The sequence below is a fragment of the Pseudobacillus sp. FSL P4-0506 genome, assembly GCF_038003025.1.
Taxonomy (GTDB): Bacteria; Bacillota; Bacilli; order Bacillales; family Domibacillaceae; genus Pseudobacillus.
In genome coordinates this window covers 1,665,045-1,686,282 of record NZ_JBBOOI010000001.1, presented here as the reverse complement: position 1 = coordinate 1,686,282, position 21,238 = coordinate 1,665,045, and the positions used below count along the sequence as shown (strand labels likewise).

Sequence of the window (21,238 nt, the reverse complement as noted above, 5' to 3'; positions counted from 1 at the left end):
TTAATTCTATGATGAAAAATGCTTCTCGTTCTCCTCCTCGGCACGTATTGGCAGGCGCACGGTGAATACACTCCCTTGCTCAGGCTTGCTATCCACCTCAATAGAGCCTCCATGAGTAGAGACAATCCACTTAGCAATGGCGAGCCCTAGCCCATAGCCTCCCATCGATCTTGATCTTGATTTGTCAGAACGGTAAAAGCGATCAAAGATACGATCATAATCATCAGAAGGAATACCGATACCTGTGTCTTCTACAATTATAGTCAGCTCCTTTTTCTGCCCCTTTAAGAGAAGAGAAATTTCACCTCCGTCTGGCGTATATTTAATTGCGTTATCAAGCAAAATGTAGAGAAGCTGAGTAAGCCTTTCGCTATCACCGTTCACCTGGATGGATGGAGACGCCTCAAAATGCAGCCTGATTTGCTTTGCCTGTGCGAGTGACTGAACAGATCCAACCACTTTTTCAGCAGTCTTGAAAAAATCGAACGTCTCTTGCTGTCTTTCCATCATTCCCGAATCTGTGCGGGCAAGTGTCAATAAATCACTCACTAGCTTCGTCATTCGTTTCACTTCAGTCTTCATATTGACGAGCAACTTACGAGCAAATGGATCTTCGTTCATTGAATCCGTCATTTCCATAGCATTAATTGATGACAGCATAATGCTCAATGGTGTGCGCAATTCATGTGAAGCATCACCGACAAATTCCTGTTGACGGGCAAATGCCTTAGAGATTGGAATCATCGCTTTCTTTGACATATACCGACTAATAAACAAAGCAATGCCAAAAAACAAAACAGCTAACAAAGTAAGAATAACAAGGAGCCATTTAAATAAATGATAAGCAAATGAAATATCTTTTCCGATATACAGCATCCCAATAAACTGTCCGTTATAAAAAAGCGGCCGTCCATCAATCATCAACTTGACTGTTTGCGAATCTCCTATGCGATGCGGGCCTTTTCCTATTTCTTCTCTTTTCGGAAAAGTGATCTGTAGTGTTTCTTCACGGACGTCATTTTTTCTCGGAATCCAACCTTGTAAAAGCTGCAATAAATCCGGGCGAATCTGAGGAATGGTTTCCTGTCCCATAATAAGGTCTCCATCTGTATCCACTACATAATAAAAAAACTGATCGACTCCAGCTAAAACAATTTGTTGACTTTCAAGGCCTTGCAATTCTTTTATCGCATTGTCTGCCAAATAATCTAAAATAATTCTCGATTCGTGGTGAGTTAGCTCTCCAAGCTCTTTTTTTTGGTCCTCTAAAACAATTATATATACTAGAAAATAAACAATAATAACGAATAACGAGAGAAACAATACCATTAAACCGCTATAGAAAAAAGTAAGCCGAGATTGTGTATTCTTAAAGATATCAGCTTGTTGATGTTTCCGCCGCAAAAAACTCTTATTTTTCAACTTTGTAACCAACCCCTCTAATGCTATGAAGGAGGTGCTGTTTTCCTACGATGTCTAGCTTTTTCCGCAGCAGCTTCACGGTTGCATCTATCGTTTTTGTAGATACGTCCGCATCGTATCCCCAGATCCGGTCTAAAATCACTTCACGCGGCAACACCTGCCCTTTGTTTTGAACAAGCAAGTCTAACAATTGAAATTCACGCGGGCTTAACTGAATACTTTCATCACCATAGTGAATCATTTGGCTCGTTCTGTTAAGAAGAAGGTCCTGAATCGCTAATGTTTCTTCCAAGATTGGCGCATAATTTCTTCGGGATAGCGCTCGCAGCCGTGCAAGTAATTCATCTATTTCAAACGGCTTGATGAGATAATCATCTGCACCCGAATCAAGCCCTTCCACCCGATCTTCCACTGTATCCTTCGCTGTCAACATGAGTATCGCTCCCGAATAACCCTCTTTTCGTAAACGGCGGCATACGTCTATTCCGCTTCCATTTGGCATCATCCAATCGAGTATTAATACATCATAATGGGAAGCAGCTGCATAGTCATAAGCGTCCTCCCCCTCCTTTACCCACTCTACCCGGTAGCCTCCTTTTTTCTTTAGCATAAAAGCAACTAATTCGCCAAGCTGCTCATCATCTTCAGCTAAGAGGATATTCATGTTGTCTCCTCCTTTCTCTTCTCTTTTTATGCTAATCCCTTTTAATGAAAAACAAGTGAAAATGGCGCCTATCTTTCTTACAGTTCATTGCCCCATTTTCTTATTTTACGGTTTCGATAAAGAAATACACCAAGCGTGCCAAATAGAACAACTAGAAAGACAGGCAGTTCAAAATAGCCTAATCCTACTTCCTTTCCATATGACCATTGAACACTTTGCCAACTAGTATAGATAAGAAAAAGAATAATCTCCGTTTTAATGGTATTTAGCATAAGTCTAGTATTAGCAAACATTTGGTCCTTATTTTCCTCTGTTAGATGAGGAATGTTATAAAGACTCGGCTTTCGTTCCAAAACTGTCATACCTGCCCAAAGAATAAAAGTGATGAAGGGAAGAAACCAGATCATCCCTTTGCTTCCCCAGCCGTCCGCTTCTCCTTTGGCATTAAAATGAATGGGTACTTGTTCAGGCAATTGGCTCCATTGTGTAAACAAATAGATGACATTAGCAAGGATAAATAGCAGCGAAACAACAGTAGAGACTTTTTCAAACATTGTTTTGGCTAATTGGTTGTTATCAGTCATTTACTTCCTCCTTTGTCATGCTCATTCTCGGATGCTTAAAACCGTATCTAGCTTAGCTTATTTTGTTACAATCCGTTTTTCTTCATAAAATGATAGCCGCTGTCTGCTGCATTCTTGACAACAAGGTGACACTATTCATTTCTTTTTTCTAAACAACCTGTCCATCCTACAAAGTGCTTATCAGTTAACAATCCGCAATCAACATTCTTCTTTCCGGATTTTTTATTCCTTTTTCTTTTCATGTCTTTTTCATTCTTAAAAACAGCTCTTCAATCATTGGCCAGTTTTTTACCCATGTAAACAGCCGGACAATATGGAAAGGTGCCACCATCACCACAATGAGAAGGGTGAGAAAAAATACAGCCATGCTCACAAATTTCACATATCCTGTTTCCTGATAAGTCATTGCTTTCAAACTGACAAAAGCGCCAACGAGCAAAAAAATCATTCCGACAGCAAACAAATACTCCACAAAGTTGCTTAAAATAAAAGAGAGACCGACAAATAACATCCCTATAAAAGAAAAGATGACAGATGACAAACTATAGATTTGCATATTTTCTCCTTTTTTATTAATTGTACCAATTATTCCGCCTCATGGGTATCACACAACAAAGCAGGATGCCCAGACGGCATCCTGCTTTGTTTTAAAAATTTTATAACGTGCGGATTTTGCATTTTTTCTGTCAAGCGTGGAAATCAGTACCGGAATGAACTTCTTTAACGATGCCAGCCCGAATCACATAATCTCCAAAGCGTTCGCCTTCCTGACGCTCTTTAGCATATTGAGAGAGAATCGGACGAAGCAACGCCAAAATCTCTTTTTCCCCAACATTTTCTTTATAAAGCTTACTCAGGCGGTTTCCTGAAAAACCGGCTCCTAAATACATATTATACTTTCCAGGAGATTTGCCGATAAAGGCAATTTCAGCCAGAGCTGGACGAGCGCAACCATTCGGACATCCCGTCATACGGATCGTGATCTCTTCTTCATGCAAACCGCTCTCTTCTACAATGTCCTCAATTTTTTCAAGTAAACTAGGAAGATAACGTTCTGCTTCCGCCATGGCGAGGCCACACGTTGGAAGAGCCACACAGGCCATTGAATTTCTGCGTAATGCTGAATAATGCTTGCCGTCTGTAAGTCCGTATTTCTTAATCAGCTCCACAATTTGATCTTTTTTCTCATTCGACACATTAGCAATGACAAGATTTTGGTTCGGCGTCAAACGGAAATCACCCGTATGAACTTTAGCAATTTCTCTTAAGCCGGTCATGAGTGGATATCCCTCTATATCAGCTACACGGCCATTTTGAATGAATAAGGTAAAATGCCAGCTTCCATCGCTTCCTTCTACCCATCCATAGCGATCCCCATTATGATTAAAGTGGAAAGAATGTGCCTCTTCAAGCTCCCACCCTAATCGTTTATGAAGCTCTTGTTTAATAGATTCCAGTCCCAATCTGTCAACTGTATACTTAAAGCGGGCATACTTTCTAACAGAGCGGTCACCGTAATCACGTTGAATAGTGATTACTTTTTCAGCTACGTCAAGAATCTTTTCCGGCGTACAGAAGCCAATCACTCTAGCCAGCTGCGGATATGTGTTTTTGTCGCCGTGGGTCATCCCCATTCCGCCGCCAATCGCCACGTTGAATCCAGCTAGTTTTCCCTCTTCTACCACTGCCACAAAACCAAGATCCTGGGAGAAGACATCTACATCGTTGGAAGGCGGAACCGCGATGCCGATCTTGAATTTTCGGGGTAAATAAAGCGCTCCATACATCGGTTCTACTTCTTCTTCCGGAGTGCCTGCCACTTTTTCCTCATCAAGCCAGATTTCATGGTACGCTCTCGTACGCGGCGAAAGGTATTCGCTCAATTTTCGTGACCACTCATACACTTCTGAATGAATTTCGGACTGATAAGGATTAGGGTTGCACATAACATTTCGATTCACATCTCCACAAGCGGCTAATGTATCCATTAGCACTGCGTTAATTTCCTGGATGCTTTTCTTCATGTTCCACTTTAGAATTCCATGCATTTGAAATGCTTGGCGAGTCGTTAATTTAAGTGTGCCATTGCCATATTTTTGAGCAATGTCATCCATGGCAAGCCACTGTTCTGCTGTTGCCACTCCACCTGGCGCACGCACGCGCACCATAAATTGATAAGCGGGCTCAAGCTTCTGGCGCTCCCGTTCATTTCGTAAATCCCTGTCATCTTGCAAATAGCTGCCGTGGAATTTCATCAGTCGATTATCATCATCAGGAATGCCTGCGGTAATGGGATCTGCCAACGTTTCTGCAAGTGTGCCACGCAAGTAATCGCTCTCTCTTTTTATTCGTTCGACATCACTTGGAGGACCTTCTGGCGCCTTTAATACTTTCTCTTCGATCATTTTCCTAACTCCTTCCCCTCAAGGCTTAATATACATCGCGCTGATAACGCTTTTGTTGCTGCATCTCAGCAAGATAAGCCTCTGCTTGCTCCCGGCTTCTGCCGCCTTCCTGTTCAATAATTTGAATCAGTGTTTCATGGACGTCATGCGCCATATTTTTTTCATCGCCGCAAATATAAATGACTGCTCCTTCTTCAAGCCATTGATAAAGCTCTTTGCTCTGTTCTAGCATGCGATGTTGGACATAGACTTTTTCCTCTGTATCACGTGAGAAAGCAACGTCCATTTTCGTTAGAACGTCTTTTTTGAGCCATTGCTGCCACTCTGTTTGATAGAGAAAATCCGTTACAAAATGCTGATCACCGAAGAATAACCATGTTTTCCCTTGAGCAGCCAGCTCCTCTCGTTCTTGTAAAAACGATCTGAATGGAGCTGCTCCTGTGCCAGGTCCAATCATAATAATCGGTGTATCCGGGTTTGCTGGCAGCTTAAAGTTTTGATTGCGTTGAATATAAACTGGCAAATAATCCCCAGGCTGAACCCGTTCAGCACATTGTATGGAGCATACACCCTTACGGCTGCGTCCGTTACTATCGTATCTGACGGTTCCAATCGTCAAGTGTACTTCATCAGGATTCGCTCTTAAGCTGCTGGCAATGGAATAAAGCCGGGCCGGCATTTTACGCAAAATCGAAACAAATGCGCTAGCTGTTATGCCTTCAAAGCTAAAATCTTGGATTAGATCAAGCAGATCCCGTCCTTCAATGTAAGTTCGTAGGTCTTCCTCTTGTCCTGGTGCTACTAGCTGCTGCAGTTGATGATCTGAAGTAAGTTCAGCTGCTTTTTGAATAAGCGGCTTCGTCAGCACTGTGATCTCATAATAAGAGAGGAGTGAATCACGCAATGAACGTGTTTCTCCTTGCTTGTTCAGCGTGACCACTTCATCAGGATTCCAATTCATTTTCCCGATGATTAAATCAACCAGCTCCGGATCATTTTCAGGATAAATACCTAAGCTGTCTCCCGGTTCAAACTCAAGATTTGACCCTTCAAGCGATAGTTCAATGTGTCTCGTTTCTTTATTTGAACCGCGTCCATTTAAATTAATATTTTCAAGAACCTCGGCCTTAAAAGGATTCGTCCGTGAGTAGACCGACTGGCCTGCCGATGTTCCCGCTCCTATTGAAGCAAGTGGAGAAACAGCTTCCTCAGCTTTTGCTTCACCTAAACTGCTTAGGACGCCTTCCAGCCACTCGGCAGCAGGTTCATCATAATCCAAATCACAATCAAAGCGCGGATAAAGGCGCTGACCGCCCAATTCCTCTAAACGTTTGTCGAAATCTTTCCCAGTCTTACAGAAAAATTCATACGAGCTATCGCCTAAGGATAGGACAGAGAAACGTAAATCCTTCAGCTGGGGAGCCCGTCTTCCATGAAGAAATTCATGGAATGAAAGGGCGTTATCCGGTGGGTCTCCTTCTCCATGAGTACTTACCAAGAGCAGAAGATTTTGAACTTTTTTAATATTATTTGCTTTAAATTCATTCATTGGAGCAAGAGTTACTTGGAATCCACGTTCTTTTAGCTTAGCTGCTACATTCTCAGCAAGCCCCTGGGCGTTGCCTGTCTGAGAACCAAAAAGAACAGTCACTTCCTTAGACAGGGCCGAACCATTTTGTTGAGGGACAAGTTCGCTTCCTGTCACTTGTGGCAAAACAGTACCAGCCATTCCGGCAAGATATCCGCTCAACCACATTTTTTGGGGTTCCGTCAGCGTTGATAAAAGACGATTAAGGAGCTCCGACTGCTCCTGACTAAAAGGACTGTTCATTACTTGAAGTTGCAATGATATCCACCTCACAAAGGAATATAGATGATCAATCATTTAGCCTCGAAGGATAAATGATTGTATTCGCCACAATCAGAAAAGCGACAAAAGGAATGAGCAAAACAATTTCCTTTTTTTTGACGCGGCTATGTACTAGTAAAAAGAAGCCATATCAGCGTCTTAATGATTAAGTTTTATAATATATTCATTAATCCTATATGTCAAGTAGGTTTTATGTCCGCACCTTGTGGTTTTCTCCAATTATTTTGACTTTTTTGCCTTTCAATGCTACACGTTAGAAAATGAATAACTCGATCACTCCCCAATTTAAAGATAGGCGCATATTCTTTATTATATTATTAAAATACAAGGAGTTAGATGATGACTAAAAAAAGTGTAGAGGATATTTTACAAGAAGGGATGTACGGCAAAAAAGAAATTAACCCAGAGGAGCGGCGGAAGTTTCTTGGCACATTGAGAGAAAGAATAATAGCTGCACTCCGGCAGAGCCAGGTAAGGGAAGCGGAGGTTTATCCGGAGTTCATTGAGTTGATAAAGAAACATCCGCAGGCAAAACTGTACTTAAACGGCTCCATTGACATTACTTATTTAAAGAAATATATTACCGCTGCCGAAAAGCACAGGATCGATTATACGATCGTCATTAACAAAACCCATGATACAGACATCGGGCTAGTTTTTGCTTATGACTATGCTATCGATAAAGAGGAGATTTATCTTTCTAGACCGCAAAAGCAACAAAAAAGCGTAAAAAAAAATAAGCTTGCCTCCTTTTTTAATTGGCTGAGGCGCAAATAACAAGCTTCTTATACAAATTTAGGCGTATCCATAAAAAAGCTGTCATGAAAACACATGACAGCTTTTTTGATTGAGAACAGGGTTAAATAGTTTTACTGGGCCGCTTTAACAGATTAATGAACCGCTTCCTCTAAAATACGAGCCACTCAGTCCGGTTTACGTGCTGGGCGAGCGCCTTCCGCTTTTCTTTGTCCAGCTGCAGCGACCATCGGCTCGAGGTCACAAGCCCATCCAATCAGAAGGTTAAAGAACAAACTTCTGGCTGGCTCGTCTTGTGCTTGTCGCCGATAAACGGCCGCTTCCGCTTTTCTTATTGTCCAGCTGCTGGCGCTAGCGCGTACGGCGGTTTCGGTCTCTCTGTCGGAGTCTAAAAAACGCCTCCTTGTCGAGCCCTCCAACCTCCTATCGCGCTGGGCGAGCGCCTTCCGCTTTTCTATTAGTCAAACTTAATTTTGTCGACGGTTTCCTGATCCAATCGCAGGATGACTTCGCCGATAAGTTTGACAGCATTTTCGTAATCGTCACGGTGAAGCATCGCTGCGTGTGAGTGGATGTAGCGGGTAGCAATCGTAATGGACAAACTTGGTACTCCGCCTGAGGTCACATGAATCGCACCTGAATCTGTTCCGCCACCTGCCATTGCATCAAATTGATAAGGAATATTTAATTCATCCGCTACATCTGTTACGAAATCACGTAACCCTTTATGGGAAACCATGGAGGCGTCATACAGAATAATCTGTGGACCATCGCCCATTTTGCTCATCGCCTCTTTGCTGGAGACTCCTGGCGTATCACCAGCGATGCCCACATCCACGCCAAATGCAATATCCGGCTGAATGGCTTGAGCAGATGTTTTCGCTCCACGCAATCCTACTTCTTCCTGTACAGTTCCAACGCCATATACTGTGTTTTTATGTTGTTTGCCTTTAACATATTTCATGACATCAATAGCAATCGCACAACCGATACGGTTATCCCACGCTTTGGCAAGCAGCATTTTTTCATTGTTCATTACCGTGAATTCAAAATAAGGCACGACCATGTCGCCCGGACGCACACCCCATTCTTGTGCTTCCTCTTTGCTGGAGGCACCAATGTCGATAAACATATCCTTGATATCTACCGGCTTTTTACGCGCTTCAGGAGATAAGATATGAGGTGGTTTAGAACCGATGACTCCCGTAATGTCACCTTTTCTCGTCACAATGGTCACGCGCTGGGCAAGCATGACCTGACTCCACCATCCGCCGACTGTTTGAAAGCGGAGAAACCCCTTGTCATCAATTTGTGTGATCATGAAGCCAACTTCATCCAAGTGGCCGGCAACCATAATCTTTGGTCCGTTCTGTGCACCCGACTTTTTGGCAATTAAACTGCCGAGATTATCTGTCGTTACTTCATCCGCGAACGGCTCTATGTATTTTTTCATAACGGCGCGGGCTTCACGCTCATTTCCAGCAATCCCTTTAGCGTCCGTTAAATCTTTGAGCATCGATAATGTTTCGTCCATTTTCGCCATACATCATTCCTCCTATAAAAAATATGGATCCGTTTTCATTATACGTATTTTTTCAGATATATACAAAAATTACCGCTTAATATCCTTGCTGTTGCCGCTCGTAGTTCACTTCATTTTTCGAAACATATGCTTTTTCCACTTCTTCCGCCGAGAATCCGAGCAGGCCGCCCAGTGTAAAGTACTCTTGAAGCATTTGCTGATATGCCTCCGCTGATTTTTCCTGCTTGAATGATTGAACAGCCTCATAGACGAGTAGAAACTGGTCGGTTATTGAGCCTTCCGCTTGTTTATCCTCTGCAGTTGCCTCTTGCTCTAAAGAACATGTCAGGCCAAGTGATAAAATAAAGTGCACGCCATCCACAAATTCCTCCAAGATCACTTCACGTGCACTTGGTTTTTTTAGACTCCAAAATTTAAAACAGCGTGTCTCATTGGCAAGTTCGCCAATTTCAACAAGCAAAGCAAGTACCTTTTTATCGAACAAGTCCGCTTCTTGTAGGCCATGCTCCGCTTCAATATATCCATCGAGCGCCCGCTGCATGCGGAACAACTTAGCTAAATCCATCTTTCTTCCTCCATTCATGAAAAGTAAATAAGCAGGCTGAGGTCAATAAGCGCTAAGACAGGCATCCCATACTTAAACGAAGGATGCTTCGTCTTGTGACGATGTGTCTGCATGGCTACCCAACTGCCGATCGCTCCTCCAATAAGCGCCAACAGCCACAGTGTACTCTCGCGTGTCCGCCATTTTCCCTGCCTCGCTTTTCGCTTGTCATTTCCCATTGCAATATAGCTAATTAGGTTAATAAGAACAAAATAAATAAGCACACCCTTCACTCCTCTCTGTTAGTTTAACAAAAAAGTCCGGACAGAGTGAGGATGTGCATGGAAGAAAGATCATTTTTATATGGTCACATTAAAACGGATATTCTCTTGCCTTTGTTTGAACGGATATCCACTTTGTTGTCGTAAATTCATGAAGAGCCCATTCTCCGCCATATCGGCCCAACCCGGAAGCTTTTTCACCGCCAAAGGCAACGATCGGCTCATCATTCACTCCCTGGTCATTCACGTGAATCATTCCGGTCACTACTCTTTTTGCCACTTCTACTCCGTGTTCAATCGATCCAGCGTGCACCGCGCCACTCAGTCCATACTCGCTGTCATTAGCGACTTGGATTGCTTCTTCTTCATTTTCCACTACAATAATGCCTACCGCTGGGCCAAATATTTCCTCTTGAGCAATCGGCATATCATTTGTTACATCTGTAAGGATCGTAGGGGCAAATACACTTCCTTTCACCTCTCCCTGCAGAGCATATTTAGCTCCCTTGGCCAAGCTTTCGTCAATTAGCCTTTGAATGCGCTCTACTTGCTTATGGTTAATAAGAGGACCTACCACGACCTCTTTATCTTTCGGGTTTCCATATTTAATTTGCGACGCTTTATCTACAAATTCTTTTAAAAATGCTTCATAGACAGGTCTCTCCACAATAATCCGGTTTAAAGACATACATATTTGCCCGCTGTTGAGAAACTTGCCAAAGGCTGCAGAGCCAGCTGCTTTCCCAATATCGGCATCTTTTAATACAATCATTGCATTATTGCCACCTAATTCCAAGGCAACACGCTTAAGATGCCTTCCGCATAATTCTCCAATATGACGGCCCACAGAAGTAGAACCTGTAAATGAAATAATCCGCGGAATTGGATGTTCAACAAAAGCATCTTTAATTTCTGAAGAACTAGAAACAGTAATGTTTAACAATCCTTTCGGGATGCCTGCTTCTTCAAAAATTTCTCCCATAAAGAGGCCGCCTGAAATCATTGTTTGCAAATCAGGCTTCAGGACTACTCCATTTCCTGCTGCTAAAGCGGGAGCAAGTGAACGCATCGTTAAATGAAATGGAAAGTTAAAAGGACTAATAATACCAACGACTCCTGCGGGATTCTGATAAATCCTGTTTTCTTTTCCAGGGATCACAGAGGGCATAATTCTACCTTGCATACGAACAGGAAAGGTAACCGCCTCTTTCATAATCCCAATCGCTGCATCTACTTCAATATTTGCTTTTGTATAAGAGGCTCCATTTTCCTCCACTAAAATATGAACGATTTCTTCTCTTCTTGCTTTTACTAACTCGACGGCTTTTTCAATGACGGCTGCCTTTTGATAAGGATTGACCTGTTCCCACTCTTTTTGCGCCTTCTCTGCCGCACGATATGCTTCATCGATATCTTCTTTGTTAGCCAATCGAATTTCTGCTAATGTTTCATCATTGTAAGGGTTTTTATCTGCGTAGACCGTTTGGCTGTTTCCTTCTTTCCATTCTCCACCGATAAATTGTTTGTCCCAGTTTTTGTACATCTCATCCCATCCTTTTTCCTTGTTTTCTGCTTATGCTCTTCCTTGCATATTAACTATTTTGGCCGTTCTTTAAGATTTTTATTTTTGTTCACTTATTGCCTTGTGTATAACGAAAGTAAGACGGGAGAACAATACAAAGAAGAACGAACGGAAGCAGGTGAAGATCCAATGCCGCGGGAAAGAGAAAATATCCAAACGAACAACGGCGATCCGCATTTTGACGGGAGATATGAAGGCATTATTGCTCACCCTGAGGGCACGTCGCAAATGGGCATTCGCGTAGACCGAAAACAGTCTGAAAGTGCTTATGAAGTCACAAGTTTAAAAAAGGACCTGGAAATGGAACGGTTTAAACAGTTCTTTGACGGAAAAGAATAAAAGCTTTTATTTCCTAGGGAAATCACAAAAAAAACAGACCCGCTGAAAGCGGGCCTGCTTCTTAAAAATATCTTATTTATTTAACTGAGCTTTAGCTGCTTCAGCTAATTGGTTGAACGCTTGTAGATCATTCACAGCTAAGTCAGCAAGCATTTTACGGTTTACTTCGATACCTGCAAGCTTTAAACCATGCATTAAACGGCTGTAAGAAAGACCGTTCATGCGTGCAGCTGCATTGATACGAGTGATCCAAAGCTTACGGAAGTCACGTTTTTTCTGGCGACGGTCACGGTAAGCGTATTGCAGGGATTTCATAACCTGCTGGTTGGCTACTTTATATAAACGGTGTTTAGCACCGAAAAAACCTTTTGCTAATTTAAGAACTTTTTTACGACGTCTGCGAGTTACTGTTCCGCCTTTTACGCGTGGCATAATATTTCCCTCCTAAAATATAAGTCCTGATCTTACTTAAGATTGTCTAACATATGACGAATGCGTTTGAAATCGCCTTTAGATACAAGAGTTCCTTTGCGAAGCTTACGTTTTTGCTTTGTAGATTTGTTGGCAAATAAGTGGCTAGTGTAGCCATGAGAACGTTTCAATTTACCAGAACCTGTTTTCTTAAAACGTTTCGCTGAGCCGCGGTGAGTTTTCATTTTTGGCATTTTCGTATTCCTCCTCAAACTGATTACTTTTCGTTTTTAGGTGCTAATACTAAGAACATACTGCGTCCGTCCATTTTCGGTTTCGTCTCCACAGTAGCTACTTCTTGACAAGCTTCAGCAAAACGGTCAAGTACGCGTTGGCCAATCTCTTTATGAGTAATGGCGCGTCCTTTGAAGCGAATGGAAGCTTTAACTTTGTCGCCTTTTTCTAGAAACTTGATCGCATTGCGCAGTTTTGTGTTAAAATCATGTTCCTCGATTGTCGGGCTGAGACGCACTTCTTTCAAGTTAATGATCTTTTGATTTTTACGAGCTTCTTTCTCTTTCTTCTGCTGCTCGAACTTAAATTTGCCGTAGTCCATAATACGGGCAACCGGCGGTTTTGCGTTTGGCGCAACAAGCACAAGATCAAGGTTAACGCGTCCAGCAATTTCGAGCGCTTCGTTCTTTGACTTAACACCAAGCTGCTCTCCATTTTGATCGATTAGACGAACTTCACGGGAGCGAATCCCCTCGTTTACAAACATATCTTTGCTAATAATGAGCCACCTCCAAGGTTTTTGAGAATAAACGTTTCTATTCCAGAATACACAACTTAGCACCTAATTGCTTTGACACAATAAAAAATGCGGGTATGATGTACATACCCGCATTAAACAGCGTAAATCAGCTATTTGTTCTTACGTTCAAACCTGCCAACTGCTTATGCGTCAATCAGGTGAGAAGCGGGTGCTCCTGCTTAAATTGTATATTCAGTTCACCATAGCATTATATCATAACGAATATTCTTCGTCAACTCATCGAAAGCAATTCAACAGAAACAATTCTAGCAAAGTTTATAAAATTAAGCAACATCTTTTTAAAACTTATGCTTTTTTTGCTTCTTTCTTGATCATTTCAATGAAATCTTCGAAAGCAACCGTCTCTGATTTTTGCTCCCCATATTTACGAACGTTAACAGAATCGTTTTCAATCTCTTTGTCGCCGACAACAAGCATATACGGGATTTTCTGCATCTGTGCTTCACGAATTTTATAACCGATCTTTTCATCACGGCTGTCGAGTTCTACACGGATACCTGCTGCACGCAGCTTTTCTTGGACTTCTTTAGCATAGTCAAGATGAACATCAACAGAAACCGGGATAACTTGCACTTGTACCGGTGCAAGCCAAGTCGGGAAGGCACCTTTATATTCTTCAATCAAGAAGGCAACAAAGCGTTCCATTGTAGAAACAACACCGCGGTGAATAACAACAGGACGATGCGGCTTTCCATCTTCGCCGATATAAGTCAGATCAAATCTCTCTGGCAGCAAGAAATCCAACTGTACAGTGGATAGCGTTTCCTCTTTACCGAGAGCTGTTTTTACCTGTACATCAAGCTTCGGACCATAGAACGCTGCTTCACCTTCTGCTTCGAAGTAATCCAGCCCCATTTCATCCATCGCTTCTTTCAGCATGCTTTGCGCTTTGTTCCACATTTCATCGTCATCATAATATTTTTCTGTATCAGCTGGGTCCCGATAAGACAGACGGAATGAGTAATCATGTAAATCAAAATCTTTATATACTTCTAAAATCAAGTGCACTACACGTTTAAATTCATCTTTAATTTGATCCGGACGGACAAATACGTGGGCATCGTTTAAAGTCATACCGCGGACACGCTGAAGGCCGGAGAGCGCTCCTGACATTTCATAACGGTGCATTGTGCCGAGCTCCGCGATTCGGATTGGCAGTTCACGATAGGAGTGGATGCCATTTTTATAAATCATCATGTGATGCGGGCAGTTCATTGGGCGAAGCACAAGCTCTTCATTGTCCATGTCCATAATTGGGAACATATTTTCCTGGTAATGATCCCAGTGTCCGCTCGTTTTATATAGCTCTACATTCGCCATAACAGGCGTATACACGTGGTGATAGCCAAGGCTTTCTTCTTTATCGACGATATAACGCTCGATAATGCGGCGGATCGTTGCGCCTTTTGGCAGCCACATCGGCAGTCCCTGTCCGACTTTTTGTGAGCTCATGAAGAGATCGAGCTCTTTGCCGATTTTGCGGTGATCGCGCTCCTTTGCTTCCTCGAGCATTTTTAAATGATGTTCCAAATCTTCTTTTTTGAAGAAAGCAGTGCCATAAATACGCTGGAGCATCTTATTATCACTGTTGCCGCGCCAGTAGGCACCCGCAATGCTCAACAGCTTGAATTCTTTAATTTTATTCGTAGACGGCACATGCACGCCGCGGCATAAATCAAAAAATTCCCCTTGCTCATATATAGTCACTGTTTCATCTTCTGGAATAGCATCAATTAGCTCAAGCTTATATTCGTCACCAATCTCTTCATACAGTTTTTTAGCTTCATTGCGGCTTACCTCTTTGCGGACTACCTCTAGATTTTCACCCACAATTTTCTTCATTTCTTTTTCAATTTTTGGCAAGTCTTCCGGTGTAATAGACTCATCAAGGTCGATATCGTAATAGAAACCGCCTTCGATTACCGGACCAACACCGAGCTTTACTTTCTCTTCGCCATACAAGCGCTTGATGGCTTGTGCCATTAAATGAGCGGTACTGTGGCGAAGAATTTCCAAAGCATCTGCATGGTCAGGTGTAACAATTTCCAAGCTGCCATTTTCTTCAATCGGTGTGCGTAAATCGAGCAACTTGCCATCTACTTTTCCAGCAAGTGCCTTTTTCTTTAAGCCCGGGCTGATTGACTGGGCAATTTCTTCTGTTGTTGTTCCTTTTGGAAACTCCTTGACTGATCCATCAGGAAATGTAATATTCAGCATTTCAGACATCGTCCACACTCCTTATTTTTTGACAAAGTAAAAAACCTCGCCCTTCAATAATAATGAAGGGACGAGGTTTATATCGCGATTCCACCCTACTTTTCAACAAAAATGTTGAAATCTCCAGATCAGATAACGGCTGCTGCCGGCGGTCCATTACTAACATTGCTGCGTTCACGGCCGAAGTTCAAAGGCGGTAAGCATATTCCTCGTGTTAGGAAAGTTTCAGCCTTGCTTTCCCTCTCTGGAAACCGTAAGAAAATACTCATGTCCTTATCAAAACTTGTTGCATTATTTACATGTATGTCCGTATTATATGCCTTGCCTATTGAAAAATCAATAGGGTGGTTCTCTATTTTCGACGATTAATCCCTTTCATTTCGACAGGAATAGTCAAAAACTTAATTCGTTCCATTACCCGCTTGGCCTTCATCTCTTCCCTCTCTCCCCGCTGGGAATGAGCTAAGTGATGTTCAAGTTCACTGTAACTGAAATTAGACGTTAAAAACGTTGGCAGTCGTTCCAGCATGCGGAATTGCAAAATCGTCCCAAGAATTTCATCACGCATCCAGCTCGACATCGCTTCAGCGCCGATATCATCAATCATCAATACAGGTGCCTTTTTGACAACTTCAAGCTTCTCATTCATAGATTGATCATTTAAAGACTGTTTCATCTCCCGAACGAATTCCGGAAAGTGAACAATTAAAGACGAAACATTTACATTGGCCAGTTCGTTAGCTACAGCTCCTAATAAATAAGACTTCCCTACACCGAACGGCCCATAAATAAATAACCCTTTCGCCTCGTTATTCTTTGTATATTCCTCTGTAAAGTGCTGCGCCTGTTCAATCGCCGGCCATCGGCCAGAATCCCCTAAGTCGAGGCTAGAAAAGTCCGCACTTAAAATATCTTTCGGAACGTACAAGCTTTTGATTAACTTTTCATTTTTTCTTTGCTCGTCATCGCGGATTTTGCGCGGACAACGGTGGTAATCGATATCGATGCCTCCACGGCGCCAAACGAGCTTTGGCTCAAAGCCTTTCATCACGTTCACACACTCGCTTAAACTTGGACATTTTTCACAGGAAAAGCTTTGGGTTTTATATTCATAAAGTTTCATTAAATTTCTATCTAGCACGTCCGGCGTTATTTGACTTTGATGCTCAAGCAAAAATGATTGGACTGCCGGGTCACTTAAAATTTCCTGGCGCGTTTTTTCATAACGAGCTTTAAAGTCCGGAGATTTTGTCAATTTGTTCAACGTTTCATCAATTCGTTTCATCGCTGCTCGTCACCTGCCTTTTCAATCTCCTGTTTTTAATTTTTTCCTCAAGCTCCCGCCGTTTCGCTTCCAACTCTTCATTCTTTTCAGAAGCAGGCTCTTTTGCTTTCTCTTCTTCATAGAACCAGTCAGGCAGTTTTTCCGTACGTATGACTCGTTGTTTCGGTTGTTGCTTGTTTTTGGCCCATTCCGCATACTGGCGATGTTCATTTTTCGCAAGTTCCATCGCATCTCTTACTGTTTTTACTTTTTTCCGCGCCCAATGGGAAGCAATTTTTTCCACGTAACTTTTCGTCAATTTCATGTCAGTCTTTAACATGACATATTGGATCAGTACATTTGCGACACCTGCTGGCAATTTATGCTGAAACAAAACACCCTCGATCACTTGCATATCCGAACTTGAGGGGAGGCTTCCTGAAATATCGATGAGTAGCTGCCGCGGAGATACGGTCTCCAAATAATAAATCAGTTCTTCTTCTTTTGTCTCCGGTTCGCTTTGGATAGTACGCAATGCCGCCGGTTGAGCTAGATGAATAAGCTCAGGAAGCTTCTCATCCCGCTCCAACTGGTACCAATCACGTGCTGATTTACGCAACACTTCAATATCAATCTCGTCTTTTTCATCTACTGCTGTAAGCAGTAAATTTTTCATTTCTAGCGGTTCAATGCCATACAGGTAAGCCAGCTTTACGATCGTTTCTTTCACAAGAGGTGTCATTGCTGACTTGGATACCATCATGCCTTGAAGGGAGCTTTCCAGCAAGCTGAAATCAAACTGATCCACTTTTAGAGAAACCCCTCTTCTGTCCGGCTTAGTCATAAACAGCTTGTCTTCAGGGAGAAGGCTGTCTTCTATAACATCCTGATCTAGTGGTGGCGGACCAGCAGAAAACACTTCTTGGAAGTCTTTTGTGATTTCTATATGATCCTCTGTACAGGACACGTCATCAGAAAAAAATTCTTTTAATCTTAAAAAGTGGGCACGGCCGATTTTACGATAAAGAAACACATTAAGCATGCCGTCGTTAAAGAATTGTTCTGGTGTGAGCGGCGGCTGAAGTTCATATACAAATTCACGCAAATCACCATTTTTTCGAATGAATGTTTTTAGTAACCCCAATGCTTCCAGCTTTAGACGTGCCTCATAAATTTCCTGAAGATTTTTATCAAGAAAGTTCATTAAATGATAATGATTAGCTATTCGAGAACGAAGTCGATTTTCTTCTACCTCTGCCCAGAGAGTCATATATAAACTAAAACAGGTGGTGCCGAGGAGCGGTTGATACAAGAACGTTAAAATGCGCCGGTCGGCTTCATGGAGGGTGCCGTGTAAACACACTATGTATTCATCCACCGGCTGTATTTCGTTCCAATGTCTTTTCATGTTAACCATCTAACCTTTCAGTGTTGAAACTTCTTTTGCTGACCGATGAAAAAAAGCTAGAGAACGGGTCGTTGCCTCCAGCCTGCTATTCTTCTTTTTTAATTAACTCTTTCAATTCATCCAAAAATACATTAATATCCTTAAATTGGCGGTAAACAGAAGCAAAGCGAACATAAGCTACTTCGTCAATATCTGCCAGGCGGTCCATGACCATTTCACCAATCTTTTCCGATTGAATCTCTGAAAACCCACAACTTCTGATTTCTTTTTCTACATCCATTGTTAATTTTTCAAGCTGTTCGAGTGAAACCGGACGCTTTTCACAGGCTTTGATGAGCCCGCGCAGAAGCTTTTCGCGATTAAACTCCTCCCTTGTACCTTCTTTCTTTACGACAATTAACGGTAAATCTTCCACCTTTTCAAAAGTCGTAAACCGGTAAGCACAAGATTCACATTCACGGCGTCTGCGGATGGAGCGCGCTTCATCTACAGGCCTTGAATCGATTACACGGGTGCCATTATGCTGGCAGGCCGGACACTTCATTCTACCAACTCCGATTATAAATTGATTACTCTCATCATATTAAAAAGAAACAAAATGCACAAGGCAAGATCCCCTAAATAAATGAAAGAGGTGTATGCTTGTGCATACACCTCTCTTTATAACACACTTGCTTCTTGCTTCATTTGTACAGGGCCCATTCCCCGAGGCATTTCGATTTTTTCCTGTGTTTCTGCCTCTAACGCCTCTGCAATGTAATTAGCCGCAATGTTTGGATCAAGGTCTCCGCAAGTATAGACATCAATGCTTGCGTAGCCATGTTCTGGAAAGCTGTGAATCGTTAAATGCGACTCGGAAATAATGACGACTCCACTCACGCCTTGAGGAGCGAATTTGTGAAACGCCACTTCCCGGATTTCAGCACCTGATTTTAATGCAGCATCCACAAAGATTTGTTCAATAGTTTCCATATCATTCAATTTTTCAAGATTGCATCCCCAAAGTTCTGCAATTACGTGACGACCCATAGTATCCATGATCGCTTCCCCCTTTTACAATTTTTAGAAGATTCGTTGTAAAAGTATAACCACCACGGGGGAAAGTTAGTCCGAAGAGGTCCTAACCCTTTAAGCGGTTATTTATTTCACGAAGATTAGTATACTGTGAACAGTTTAATTTTGCAACATCTTGTCAGACATTTTTCCGAAGGATTTTTTTAGAAAATTCTACATACAAATAAAGGAAGCAACTAAATCCCGCAGACAATTATCTGCGGGATTCATTTACTCTTACACGATTAATCGTATTCCTTTATAGACAAATTATGCAGTTACTTCAACTTTTTTTTTCATATTTTCAGCAACATAGTTCACTAAATCAACGACACGGCAAGAGTAGCCCCATTCATTGTCATACCAAGCTAGAACTTTCACTTTTGTTCCTTCCATTACGATCGTCGATAAACCGTCGATAATAGAAGAATGAGGATTTGTATTGAAATCAACAGATACTAATGGTTCTGTTGTAAATTCAATAATCCCATTTAGTGGGCCTTCAGAAGCTCTGATGAAGGTGTCATTTACCTCATCTACTGTAACTTCACGCTTCAAATCAACAACAAGGTCAACTAAAGAAACATTGGAAGTTGGTACACGCAACGCCATGCCGTGAATTTTTCCTTTTAATTCAGGCAGAACTAGCGATAATGCTTTAGCCGCTCCTGTAGATGTCGGAATGATTGATTGGGCACATGCACGAGCACGACGTAAATCTTTGTGTGGATTGTCGATGTTATTTTGATCATTTGTATAAGCATGAACAGTAGTCATTAGACCATTTTCAATACCAAACGTATCATTAAGTACTTTTGCCACTGGAGCAAGGCAGTTCGTTGTACAAGAAGCATTCGAAATCACTTCATGTTTTTCGATATCTAAATCGTCCTGATTAACGCCCATAACAATTGTAACATCCTCGTTTTTGCCAGGAGCCGTTAGTACAACTTTCTTTGCGCCAGCTTCCAAATGAAGGGCTGCTTTTTCACGGGCATTGAATTTACCTGTTGCTTCAATTACAATATCAATGCCAAGTTCTTTCCATGGAAGCTCACGCGGATCGCGATTATTAACCAATTGAACGCGCTTGCCATTTACAATCAAAGCATTCTCTTCTGTTTGCACATCTCCATCAAACTTGCCATGATTTGTGTCATACTTTATTAAATGGGCAAGCGTCTCTGCAGGATAGCTTGCATTTACCGCAACAATATCAAATTTATCCTCTAAAATTGCTTTGCGGAAGACCATTCTCCCGATACGTCCAAATCCGTTAATTGCTACTTTCGCCTTCATACACCGGCTCCTCCTATATCAATAAATGTTATACTTAATTGTTTTTTTATCTGCAATTAGTATAACATATTTACCTCCAAGTGGAAGCCTAAAAACCACAAATTAATAAGTTTAACTATTCTGAAAAAAGCGAAGATAACCATATAATTGTGACTATCTGACTAGCACGACTCCTATCCATCTGCGCTGCTTTTCTCACTCCTTTAATTTTGGTTACTAAAGTACACACTAGTAACGATAAGCGAGAGATTATGAGCTACCCAGATGCCGGTCATAAGGAAAAATGAGAAAGAAATGCCGTCAAAGATAATAATAAGAGCCCAGGCAGCGAGAAGAATAACTGATGTAGCATTCCAGGCGGCTGCTTTGGAACGAGCTGTTACATATTGCTGGCGTTCATCGAACAATCGTTTTTTCCTACCGACCCGGCGGTTGATAAAATAAATAATAATGATACACAGAACTCCAAGTAGTAAACCTGACAAGCCAGTCAAATTATTTACTAACGTTTCACTCAATATTCTCATCCCCTTCAAAAATAAATAAGTCTTCAATGCAGCAATTAAATAATTGAGCAAGCTTATGAGCCAAAACGAGAGAAGGATGGTATTTTCCTTTTTCCAGGGAAATAACTGTTTGTCTTGACACATTTAATTTTTTTGATAATTCTTCCTGTGTAATATTTCTCTCTGTGCGTTTTTCACGAATCTTATTTTTCATTTGTCCTCCTAACTCAACATAGTAAAGTAAGCTTTACGTAA

24 protein-coding genes and 2 other annotated features are annotated in these 21,238 nt (G+C 41.9%); of the genes, 2 read left to right on the top strand and 22 right to left on the bottom strand.

Annotated features, from left to right (window positions below; all coding sequences use genetic code 11):
• Positions 1–6 precede the first annotated feature (6 nt).
• The 6 genes from MKZ02_RS08275 to MKZ02_RS08250 form a co-directional block, all read right to left on the bottom strand.
• Positions 7–1,422, bottom strand: a complete 1,416-nt coding sequence (locus MKZ02_RS08275) for a sensor histidine kinase (protein WP_340852970.1) — start codon at positions 1,420–1,422, stop codon at positions 7–9.
• The gene (locus MKZ02_RS08270) at positions 1,412–2,086 is read right to left on the bottom strand and encodes a response regulator transcription factor (protein ID WP_340852969.1); all 675 of its coding nucleotides are present in this window, start codon (positions 2,084–2,086) and stop codon (positions 1,412–1,414) included. Before MKZ02_RS08270 ends, MKZ02_RS08275 begins: the two co-directional genes overlap by 11 nt.
• A 77-nt stretch (positions 2,087–2,163) precedes the next feature.
• On the bottom strand, positions 2,164–2,670 hold the full coding sequence (locus tag MKZ02_RS08265) for a DUF1648 domain-containing protein (RefSeq protein WP_340852966.1): 507 nt from the start codon (positions 2,668–2,670) through the stop codon (positions 2,164–2,166).
• Between the two features lie 238 nt (positions 2,671–2,908).
• Positions 2,909–3,226, bottom strand: coding sequence for a hypothetical protein (locus MKZ02_RS08260; RefSeq protein ID WP_120033677.1), 318 nt, complete (start codon positions 3,224–3,226; stop codon positions 2,909–2,911).
• A 130-nt stretch (positions 3,227–3,356) separates the two neighbouring features.
• Positions 3,357–5,075, bottom strand: a complete 1,719-nt coding sequence (gene cysI, locus MKZ02_RS08255; protein ID WP_406909333.1) for an assimilatory sulfite reductase (NADPH) hemoprotein subunit — start codon at positions 5,073–5,075, stop codon at positions 3,357–3,359.
• A 25-nt stretch (positions 5,076–5,100) separates the two neighbouring features.
• Positions 5,101–6,921: an assimilatory sulfite reductase (NADPH) flavoprotein subunit gene (locus MKZ02_RS08250; protein WP_340852964.1), complete on the bottom strand. Its 1,821-nt coding sequence runs from the start codon at positions 6,919–6,921 to the stop codon at positions 5,101–5,103.
• A gap of 363 nt (positions 6,922–7,284) precedes the next feature.
• On the opposite strand from MKZ02_RS08250, the gene MKZ02_RS08245 reads away from it, so the two are divergent.
• Positions 7,285–7,722: a YueI family protein gene (locus MKZ02_RS08245; RefSeq protein WP_120033681.1), complete on the top strand. Its 438-nt coding sequence runs from the start codon at positions 7,285–7,287 to the stop codon at positions 7,720–7,722.
• A 146-nt stretch (positions 7,723–7,868) separates the two neighbouring features.
• Here MKZ02_RS08245 and MKZ02_RS08240 read toward each other — a convergent pair whose 3' ends face one another.
• The 5 genes from MKZ02_RS08240 to MKZ02_RS08220 all read right to left on the bottom strand — a co-directional run bounded on the left by MKZ02_RS08240 (position 7,869) and on the right by MKZ02_RS08220 (position 11,612).
• Complete coding sequence (locus MKZ02_RS08240; RefSeq protein WP_340852961.1) at positions 7,869–8,120, bottom strand: hypothetical protein; 252 nt, start codon at positions 8,118–8,120, stop codon at positions 7,869–7,871.
• Between the two features lie 38 nt (positions 8,121–8,158).
• Entirely contained in the window at positions 8,159–9,244 is a 1,086-nt protein-coding gene (locus MKZ02_RS08235; protein WP_120033685.1) for a M42 family metallopeptidase, read from the bottom strand.
• Positions 9,245–9,320: 76 nt separating this feature from the next.
• Positions 9,321–9,809 carry a dUTP diphosphatase gene (locus tag MKZ02_RS08230; RefSeq protein WP_340852960.1) on the bottom strand — a complete coding sequence of 163 codons (489 nt, stop codon included), beginning with the start codon at positions 9,807–9,809 and terminating at the stop codon, positions 9,321–9,323.
• Between the two features lie 14 nt (positions 9,810–9,823).
• Positions 9,824–10,081, bottom strand: a complete 258-nt coding sequence (locus MKZ02_RS08225) for a DUF1294 domain-containing protein (protein WP_120033689.1) — start codon at positions 10,079–10,081, stop codon at positions 9,824–9,826.
• 79 nt (positions 10,082–10,160) lie between these two features.
• Entirely contained in the window at positions 10,161–11,612 is a 1,452-nt protein-coding gene (locus tag MKZ02_RS08220; protein WP_120033692.1) for an aldehyde dehydrogenase family protein, read from the bottom strand.
• Between the two features lie 84 nt (positions 11,613–11,696).
• Here MKZ02_RS08220 and MKZ02_RS08215 point away from each other — a divergent pair, with 84 nt between their 5' ends.
• The gene (locus MKZ02_RS08215) at positions 11,697–11,990 is read left to right on the top strand and encodes a hypothetical protein (RefSeq protein ID WP_340852956.1); all 294 of its coding nucleotides are present in this window, start codon (positions 11,697–11,699) and stop codon (positions 11,988–11,990) included.
• A 72-nt stretch (positions 11,991–12,062) separates the two neighbouring features.
• On the opposite strand, the gene rplT is transcribed toward MKZ02_RS08215, so the two are convergent.
• The 11 genes from rplT to MKZ02_RS08160 form a co-directional block, all read right to left on the bottom strand.
• Entirely contained in the window at positions 12,063–12,422 is a 360-nt protein-coding gene (gene rplT / locus MKZ02_RS08210; RefSeq protein WP_120033696.1) for a 50S ribosomal protein L20, read from the bottom strand.
• Between the two features lie 32 nt (positions 12,423–12,454).
• Positions 12,455–12,655 (bottom strand): 50S ribosomal protein L35, encoded by a 201-nt coding sequence (gene rpmI, locus MKZ02_RS08205; RefSeq protein ID WP_041097707.1) that lies wholly within the window; start codon positions 12,653–12,655, stop codon positions 12,455–12,457.
• Positions 12,656–12,678: 23 nt separating this feature from the next.
• The gene (gene infC / locus MKZ02_RS08200) at positions 12,679–13,197 is read right to left on the bottom strand and encodes a translation initiation factor IF-3 (protein ID WP_082028145.1); all 519 of its coding nucleotides are present in this window, start codon (positions 13,195–13,197) and stop codon (positions 12,679–12,681) included.
• Between the two features lie 72 nt (positions 13,198–13,269).
• Positions 13,270–13,402, bottom strand: a sequence feature (ribosomal protein L20 leader region).
• Positions 13,403–13,521: 119 nt separating this feature from the next.
• A complete protein-coding gene (gene thrS / locus MKZ02_RS08195; RefSeq protein ID WP_340852948.1) occupies positions 13,522–15,462 on the bottom strand; it encodes a threonine--tRNA ligase in 1,941 nt (646 codons plus the stop codon).
• 54 nt (positions 15,463–15,516) lie between these two features.
• Positions 15,517–15,742: a binding site (T-box leader), on the bottom strand.
• A gap of 63 nt (positions 15,743–15,805) precedes the next feature.
• Positions 15,806–16,738: a primosomal protein DnaI gene (gene dnaI / locus MKZ02_RS08190; RefSeq protein WP_120033700.1), complete on the bottom strand. Its 933-nt coding sequence runs from the start codon at positions 16,736–16,738 to the stop codon at positions 15,806–15,808.
• Complete coding sequence (locus tag MKZ02_RS08185; protein ID WP_340852946.1) at positions 16,725–18,125, bottom strand: replication initiation and membrane attachment family protein; 1,401 nt, start codon at positions 18,123–18,125, stop codon at positions 16,725–16,727. Before MKZ02_RS08185 ends, dnaI begins: the two co-directional genes overlap by 14 nt.
• An 85-nt stretch (positions 18,126–18,210) precedes the next feature.
• Entirely contained in the window at positions 18,211–18,669 is a 459-nt protein-coding gene (gene nrdR, locus MKZ02_RS08180) for a transcriptional regulator NrdR (RefSeq protein WP_120033702.1), read from the bottom strand.
• Positions 18,670–18,785: 116 nt separating this feature from the next.
• A complete protein-coding gene (speD, locus tag MKZ02_RS08175) occupies positions 18,786–19,163 on the bottom strand; it encodes an adenosylmethionine decarboxylase (protein ID WP_120033704.1) in 378 nt (125 codons plus the stop codon).
• Between the two features lie 285 nt (positions 19,164–19,448).
• Complete coding sequence (locus tag MKZ02_RS08170; RefSeq protein ID WP_340852944.1) at positions 19,449–20,477, bottom strand: glyceraldehyde-3-phosphate dehydrogenase; 1,029 nt, start codon at positions 20,475–20,477, stop codon at positions 19,449–19,451.
• A gap of 203 nt (positions 20,478–20,680) precedes the next feature.
• A complete protein-coding gene (locus MKZ02_RS08165; RefSeq protein WP_340852942.1) occupies positions 20,681–21,004 on the bottom strand; it encodes a DUF2178 domain-containing protein in 324 nt (107 codons plus the stop codon).
• Complete coding sequence (locus tag MKZ02_RS08160) at positions 20,988–21,197, bottom strand: helix-turn-helix transcriptional regulator (protein ID WP_120033711.1); 210 nt, start codon at positions 21,195–21,197, stop codon at positions 20,988–20,990. Before MKZ02_RS08160 ends, MKZ02_RS08165 begins: the two co-directional genes overlap by 17 nt.
• Positions 21,198–21,238 lie beyond the last annotated feature (41 nt).

Excerpts from the sequence above, each read along its gene's own strand:
- MKZ02_RS08270 (WP_340852969.1), bottom strand. The coding sequence starts at position 2,086 with ATGAATATCCTCTTAGCTGAAGATGATGAGCAGCTTGGCGAATTAGTT.
- MKZ02_RS08265 (WP_340852966.1), bottom strand. The coding sequence starts at position 2,670 with ATGACTGATAACAACCAATTAGCCAAAACAATGTTTGAAAAAGTCTCT.
- MKZ02_RS08260 (WP_120033677.1), bottom strand. The coding sequence starts at position 3,226 with ATGCAAATCTATAGTTTGTCATCTGTCATCTTTTCTTTTATAGGGATG.
- cysI (WP_406909333.1), bottom strand. The coding sequence starts at position 5,075 with ATGATCGAAGAGAAAGTATTAAAGGCGCCAGAAGGTCCTCCAAGTGAT.
- MKZ02_RS08245 (WP_120033681.1), top strand. The coding sequence starts at position 7,285 with ATGACTAAAAAAAGTGTAGAGGATATTTTACAAGAAGGGATGTACGGC.
- MKZ02_RS08235 (WP_120033685.1), bottom strand. The coding sequence starts at position 9,244 with ATGGCGAAAATGGACGAAACATTATCGATGCTCAAAGATTTAACGGAC.
- MKZ02_RS08230 (WP_340852960.1), bottom strand. The coding sequence starts at position 9,809 with ATGGATTTAGCTAAGTTGTTCCGCATGCAGCGGGCGCTCGATGGATAT.
- MKZ02_RS08220 (WP_120033692.1), bottom strand. The coding sequence starts at position 11,612 with ATGTACAAAAACTGGGACAAACAATTTATCGGTGGAGAATGGAAAGAA.
- rplT (WP_120033696.1), bottom strand. The coding sequence starts at position 12,422 with ATGCCACGCGTAAAAGGCGGAACAGTAACTCGCAGACGTCGTAAAAAA.
- rpmI (WP_041097707.1), bottom strand. The coding sequence starts at position 12,655 with ATGCCAAAAATGAAAACTCACCGCGGCTCAGCGAAACGTTTTAAGAAA.
- thrS (WP_340852948.1), bottom strand. The coding sequence starts at position 15,462 with ATGTCTGAAATGCTGAATATTACATTTCCTGATGGATCAGTCAAGGAG.
- dnaI (WP_120033700.1), bottom strand. The coding sequence starts at position 16,738 with ATGAAACGAATTGATGAAACGTTGAACAAATTGACAAAATCTCCGGAC.
- MKZ02_RS08185 (WP_340852946.1), bottom strand. The coding sequence starts at position 18,125 with ATGAAAAGACATTGGAACGAAATACAGCCGGTGGATGAATACATAGTG.
- nrdR (WP_120033702.1), bottom strand. The coding sequence starts at position 18,669 with ATGAAGTGTCCGGCCTGCCAGCATAATGGCACCCGTGTAATCGATTCA.
- speD (WP_120033704.1), bottom strand. The coding sequence starts at position 19,163 with ATGGATACTATGGGTCGTCACGTAATTGCAGAACTTTGGGGATGCAAT.
- MKZ02_RS08170 (WP_340852944.1), bottom strand. The coding sequence starts at position 20,477 with ATGAAGGCGAAAGTAGCAATTAACGGATTTGGACGTATCGGGAGAATG.
- MKZ02_RS08165 (WP_340852942.1), bottom strand. The coding sequence starts at position 21,004 with ATGAGAATATTGAGTGAAACGTTAGTAAATAATTTGACTGGCTTGTCA.
- MKZ02_RS08160 (WP_120033711.1), bottom strand. The coding sequence starts at position 21,197 with ATGAAAAATAAGATTCGTGAAAAACGCACAGAGAGAAATATTACACAG.